Source organism: Candidatus Culexarchaeum yellowstonense, from assembly GCF_024707025.1.
In the GTDB taxonomy this organism is placed as follows: domain Archaea; phylum Thermoproteota; class Methanomethylicia; order Culexarchaeales; family Culexarchaeaceae; genus Culexarchaeum.
On sequence record NZ_JANGFQ010000185.1, the window covers coordinates 1 to 4,614 of the forward strand.

6 protein-coding genes, 1 tRNA gene and 1 pseudogene are annotated in these 4,614 nt (G+C 36.3%); 3 read left to right on the plus strand and 5 right to left on the minus strand.

Features of this window, described 5'->3' with window-relative positions:
* The 3 genes from MRT15_RS10760 to MRT15_RS10770 all read left to right on the plus strand — a co-directional run.
* A partial coding sequence (locus MRT15_RS10760) for a hypothetical protein (protein ID WP_304330167.1) occupies positions 1 to 274 on the plus strand: 274 nt, incomplete at its 5' end.
* A 330-nt stretch (positions 275 to 604) separates the two neighbouring features.
* The gene (locus tag MRT15_RS10765; protein WP_304330169.1) at positions 605 to 847 is read left to right on the plus strand and encodes a DUF5678 domain-containing protein; all 243 of its coding nucleotides are present in this window, start codon (positions 605 to 607) and stop codon (positions 845 to 847) included.
* A complete protein-coding gene (locus MRT15_RS10770; protein WP_304330171.1) occupies positions 804 to 1,271 on the plus strand; it encodes a hypothetical protein in 468 nt (155 codons plus the stop codon). Before MRT15_RS10765 ends, MRT15_RS10770 begins: the two co-directional genes overlap by 44 nt.
* 138 nt (positions 1,272 to 1,409) lie before the next feature.
* On the opposite strand, the gene MRT15_RS10775 is transcribed toward MRT15_RS10770, so the two are convergent.
* From MRT15_RS10775 to MRT15_RS10795, 5 genes and pseudogenes are all read right to left on the minus strand, one after another.
* A tRNA-Lys gene (locus MRT15_RS10775) sits at positions 1,410 to 1,483 on the minus strand.
* 73 nt (positions 1,484 to 1,556) lie between these two features.
* Positions 1,557 to 2,786 carry a glycosyltransferase family 4 protein gene (locus MRT15_RS10780; RefSeq protein WP_304330173.1) on the minus strand — a complete coding sequence of 410 codons (1,230 nt, stop codon included), beginning with the start codon at positions 2,784 to 2,786 and terminating at the stop codon, positions 1,557 to 1,559.
* Complete coding sequence (locus MRT15_RS10785) at positions 2,783 to 3,550, minus strand: HAD-IIB family hydrolase (protein WP_304330174.1); 768 nt, start codon at positions 3,548 to 3,550, stop codon at positions 2,783 to 2,785. The genes MRT15_RS10780 and MRT15_RS10785 overlap by 4 nt, the downstream gene beginning before the upstream one ends.
* Complete coding sequence (locus MRT15_RS10790; RefSeq protein ID WP_304330176.1) at positions 3,534 to 4,235, minus strand: hypothetical protein; 702 nt, start codon at positions 4,233 to 4,235, stop codon at positions 3,534 to 3,536. Before MRT15_RS10790 ends, MRT15_RS10785 begins: the two co-directional genes overlap by 17 nt.
* 167 nt (positions 4,236 to 4,402) lie before the next feature.
* Positions 4,403 to 4,614 (minus strand): annotated as a pseudogene (locus MRT15_RS10795) (mechanosensitive ion channel family protein); the annotation flags it as partial.

Genomic DNA, 4,614 nt, shown 5'->3' on the forward strand with positions numbered 1-4,614 from the left:
TTTAGACATTGTTGGTATGGTTTATGATAAACCTAAGTCTCCTGTAAGGTTGAGTGTGAATAATTATTATGTGTATATGATACCGCCTGAGGAAGCTATTATATATGCTTTGGCGGCAGCAAAGTATCGGTCTTCTGCTTCGGATTTTGAGAGGGCGGTGTTAGTTTATGCTACTCAAAGAGAGCGTTTGGATTTGTCTTATCTTAGTATGAGGGCGGATGAAGAAAATGTTAGGGATTATTTAGAGAAGGTTGTAAAGTTGTTAGAAGGTTAAGTTGTTTAGTGTGTGAGGTTAGTTTTATTTTTTCAATTTGTTATATAGGATGAAGTTTATTGAGTGTTAAGATTATGCTGTTTATGATTTTCTTTTCTTGATTAGGTGTTTTCTGGTTGGTTTAGATCAATATATGAATATGTATACTTATTTAATTTCTATTATCAGGGATCATAATGCATAGATATAAGAAGATTAAGCTAAAAAGTCTTTACAAATTGGAGGAATGATAAGGATAAATGATGACTTAATTTTTGGAAGAAGCTATTGCACTTAAATCTATGCAAAAATTTTTAATAGTAGTGTAACAAAATTAGAATGGTGGGGGAAATGTCTAGTGCTATTGAGGATTTTGAGTGGCTAAACTCTCATTATTCGGAGTTGCAGAGGATTTATCCCAACATGTACGTTGCTGTGAAGGATGGTAAAGTCATAGCTTACGGTAAAGAGTTCGGGAAGGTTTATGATGAGGCTAGAAAAAGGGTTGGTGAGGAGTTTATGATAGATTACATCCTTTCTGGTGAGCCTTTTGTCCTTAAAATTGAGCTACAGGATAACGGAAATAAGCTTTAGAAGAGATGTATCAGATTCAGTTAAGAAGGTTTATGGTCTAGATATAGGAAAGGGCTATGTCTACAGAGTCCTAGCGTTGTTCAAGTCCAGAGATTTTTGGATCGGACCATTCCCCATGGTCTACGATACAGGCGCTGTTATTTCACTCCTACCACTAAGGTTCTTCAGGATGCTTAATTTGGAGAAGTTTGTACCTGTGAAGTTGGCTGGTATTTCACCTGAGATGGAGATAACGGCCAGACTTGCAAAGATAACCTTAAAGTTTATAGACTTGAAAGGGTTAGAGTCACCTGAGATAGAGACTTGGGTAGCGATAGCTGAGAGGGAAGACGTTCCCCTAATAATAGGGTTAAAGAGCATAGCAGAAACACACAAGTTTATAGTGAATTTTCGAGAAAGAAGTTTCAGCCTAACCTTCTATTAGCTACCTGACAATTCTTGGATAAACGCTTACGCAAAAATCATACATCTTCCTAAAGTAAAGCATTCTGTTGATCTATACTTCACTAGTCTTTATGCATTTTGGCAAAGGGGAAAGAGTGAACATAAATCCTTATAATAGCGGGCCCGGCGGGATTTGAACCCGCGACCACCCGGTTAAGAGCCGGACGCTCTACCTGGCTGAGCCACGGGCCCTTGCTATGTTGGGTAAATGTGTAACTTTCTTTTAAATTTTTGTGTGGGTTTTTTGTTTGGTGTTTTGTTTTTGTTAGTTTATGGTGTTTATTTTTTGTATTAGTTGTTTTATGAGGTTGTTCATGGTGAATTGTGTTGCTCTTTCTTTTGCGTTTTGTGATAGTTTTTTGTAGAGTTCTTTGTCTTCTATGAGTTTGATTATGGCGTTTGCGGCTCCTGTTATGTCGTTTGGGCCGTTGACGTGTATTCCGTCGATGTTGTTTCTTACGACCCATGATTGTCCTCCTATTGCTGATGTTATGACTGGTTTTCCTGCGTACATGAATTCGAGTTGTGTTAGTCCGAGTGCTTCCATTTTGCTTAGGATTATGTTTGCGTAGCTGGATTTGATTAGTGAGGCTTTTTCTATGTCGTTTATTTCGCCTATGTATTTTAGGTTTTTGAGTTCTTTTTGGGCTTTGATTATGGTTTCTGTTTGGTCTGCTGGGTGTCCGGCTATGACGAAGAATATGTCGTTTCTGTTTGAGAGTTGTTGTGCGACTTTTGTTATTGCTGCTGGGTTTTTTCTGTTTTCTAGTGTGCCTATGAAGGTTATTAGGTGTGTGTTTTTGGGGAGTGAGAATTTGGTGTGTATGTCTATTGGTTGTGTGTTGAATGGTTCTTCGTCTATTCCTCCTGGGAAGAGTATGCATTTTTCTTTTTCTGCGCCCATGTTTGTCATTTCTTCGATTTCTAATGGTGTTGTGCATAATATTAGGTCTGCTGTTTTAAAGATTAGTGGGAATGCTGTTCTGTTCCATACTTCTCTGTACATTCTTTCTAATGGGGGGTAATGTATTGGGCTTGGTGGTTGGTAGTGTGCCATGAATATGAATTTGATTTTTTTATTCCATAATCCTTCGTTTCTGAGCATGTCGGACCACATTTTGAATCTGGCGACTTCTTCTGGTCCGTTCCAGAGTGTGCTATGGACTATGAATGTATCAATGTTTAGGTCTTCTACGAGGTTTCTTAGAATTGCTTGTGTGTCTCTGAACATGATTCTTCTTGGTGGCCATGTTGAAATTGCTCCGTCGACTCTGATTATTGGTATTCCGAGGTTGAATTCGTTTTCTTTTATGATGTAGCCTTTGTCGCTGGTTGTGATTGATCTGTGGTAGGGTACGAGTTTATTATCGTGGTAGGGGCTTGTGATTAGGTATGCTTCTATGCCTTGTTTTCTAAATTCTCGTGTCATTCTTATTGCTACTAATTCTTGTCCTTTTGTGAGGCTGGTTTGGTACATGATGACGCCTACGATCATTGTGTAGCACCCCTTTTTAATAGTGGTAATTTGTTGGTGAAGGTCATGTCTGTTTTTATTAAGTGTTTTAGGAGTTTGGGGACGTCTTTGAAGTCTATGAGGAATTGTGCTTCTAGAATTTTTGGGTCATTGTGTGAGATAACGCCTATTGATATGTCGGCTGTTTTGAATGCTGGGTTATCGAGTGTGCTATCTCCTAAGTATAGTATTGGTCCTTTTATTTTGAAGAGTTGTTTTATGAATTTTACGGCTGTTCCTTTGTTTGGTTCTATGGGTATTATGTCTATAAATGGTTCGTTATAATTTATTGTGTGGAGGTTGAAGTGTTTGGCTGTGTTTTTTAAATGTTGGATTATGGGTGGTATTTCTTGGCAGTTTCTCCAGTCTAGGCTTAATCCTGCGATTTTTTTGTTTATGAGTTTCTTTATTTCGATTTTGATGCATGATTTTTCATGGTGTTCATTGACGTAATCGTAAAATTTTTTGATGGTTTCGAGTTTGTTTGCTGCAAGTTTTCTTATGAATGCTTTTTTTCTTGTGATTATTTCGAGTCCTCCTATGCATCCGTATGTGTGTGCGAATGGTATTCTATTTTTTAGGAACCAATAATCTTTCATGCTGATTACTCCGAGTATAACTTTTTCTGATGATTGTTTAAGTGCTTCTAGTAATTCTTTGCTTGGTTTGGATTGTTCTCTTGATACATTTATGGGGGCGAGTGTTCCATCATAATCTGCTAGTATTGCGTTAATCTTCAGATTCACTTTTACCAGCCTTTTCAATAAAATCTTTAATGCTTTTTAGAATTCTATCTTTAAAGAATAAGACAATCATTATGCCTGCGGCAATTCCAATAGCTATAGCCATAGCCCACGCTACTGGAGTAATTATTATATAAATTGCTGTTACATCAACACCCATGTTTGATAATGCCATTGCAATCACAATTAGGTAAAGAAAGATCCTAATAACATCGGAAGTAAGCACGATAATTGGATCTTCAATTTGTCCCTTCTTTATTGAATCTGCAAACCAATCAATCAGTATAATGCCAATAATTAGTATTAACAATCCTTTTACGAATGAGGGTAAAAAACTTATTACCCACTCAGCGCTAACTCTTAATAATGGTATGTTTGGTATTGTTAATGCTGCTAGGATAGCCACTAAATATATAATCCATTTAACTAAACTAGCAATAAAAGAACCTGCAGTATAGCCAGACCTTAAAATCGCCCTGCCAAGTGAAGTTTTTCGTAACATGCTGTCCCATCCAAACCTATCAACAATTCTATTAACAAGAAAAGCAACAACACGACCTATAACCCAACCAATAACCAACACTATCACCATGTAAAATAATTCTAATCCAATAATACTTAGTGAACCCCAAAATTCTGACAAACTCATTTGATTAAAAACTTCCATAGCAAATATATAAAGTATCATAATCTCACCAACCACATTAATTAAAATATCAAATTTAAATCTGACTAACTTTTGCTCACATTATTTCACGTGTCAAACTTATCATTTTTATTTGCTTTTGTGAGATCTTTCTATTGTATTTGTGATGAATGCTTTAACGTTCAAGTATGTCATATGTTCTAAAATCTTCAGCAACTATTTGTTTCTTTTAGTTCTTTGTGAATTTTTATTAATCTTTTTAATGCTTCGGATTTTAAGTCTGCATGATCATGCCCTTTAGCATTCATTATAATCTTTACTATATAATAATCTTTGTCACTTTGTTCGTTTATGCGTATGCTTAATACTGGCATATCTTTAAGTGCATTCTTTACTCTAGCTAAAACGATTTCTGGGTCAC

Excerpts from the sequence above, each read along its gene's own strand:
- MRT15_RS10765 (WP_304330169.1), top strand. The coding sequence starts at position 605 with ATGTCTAGTGCTATTGAGGATTTTGAGTGGCTAAACTCTCATTATTCG.
- MRT15_RS10780 (WP_304330173.1), bottom strand. The coding sequence starts at position 2,786 with ATGATCGTAGGCGTCATCATGTACCAAACCAGCCTCACAAAAGGACAA.
- MRT15_RS10790 (WP_304330176.1), bottom strand. The coding sequence starts at position 4,235 with ATGATACTTTATATATTTGCTATGGAAGTTTTTAATCAAATGAGTTTG.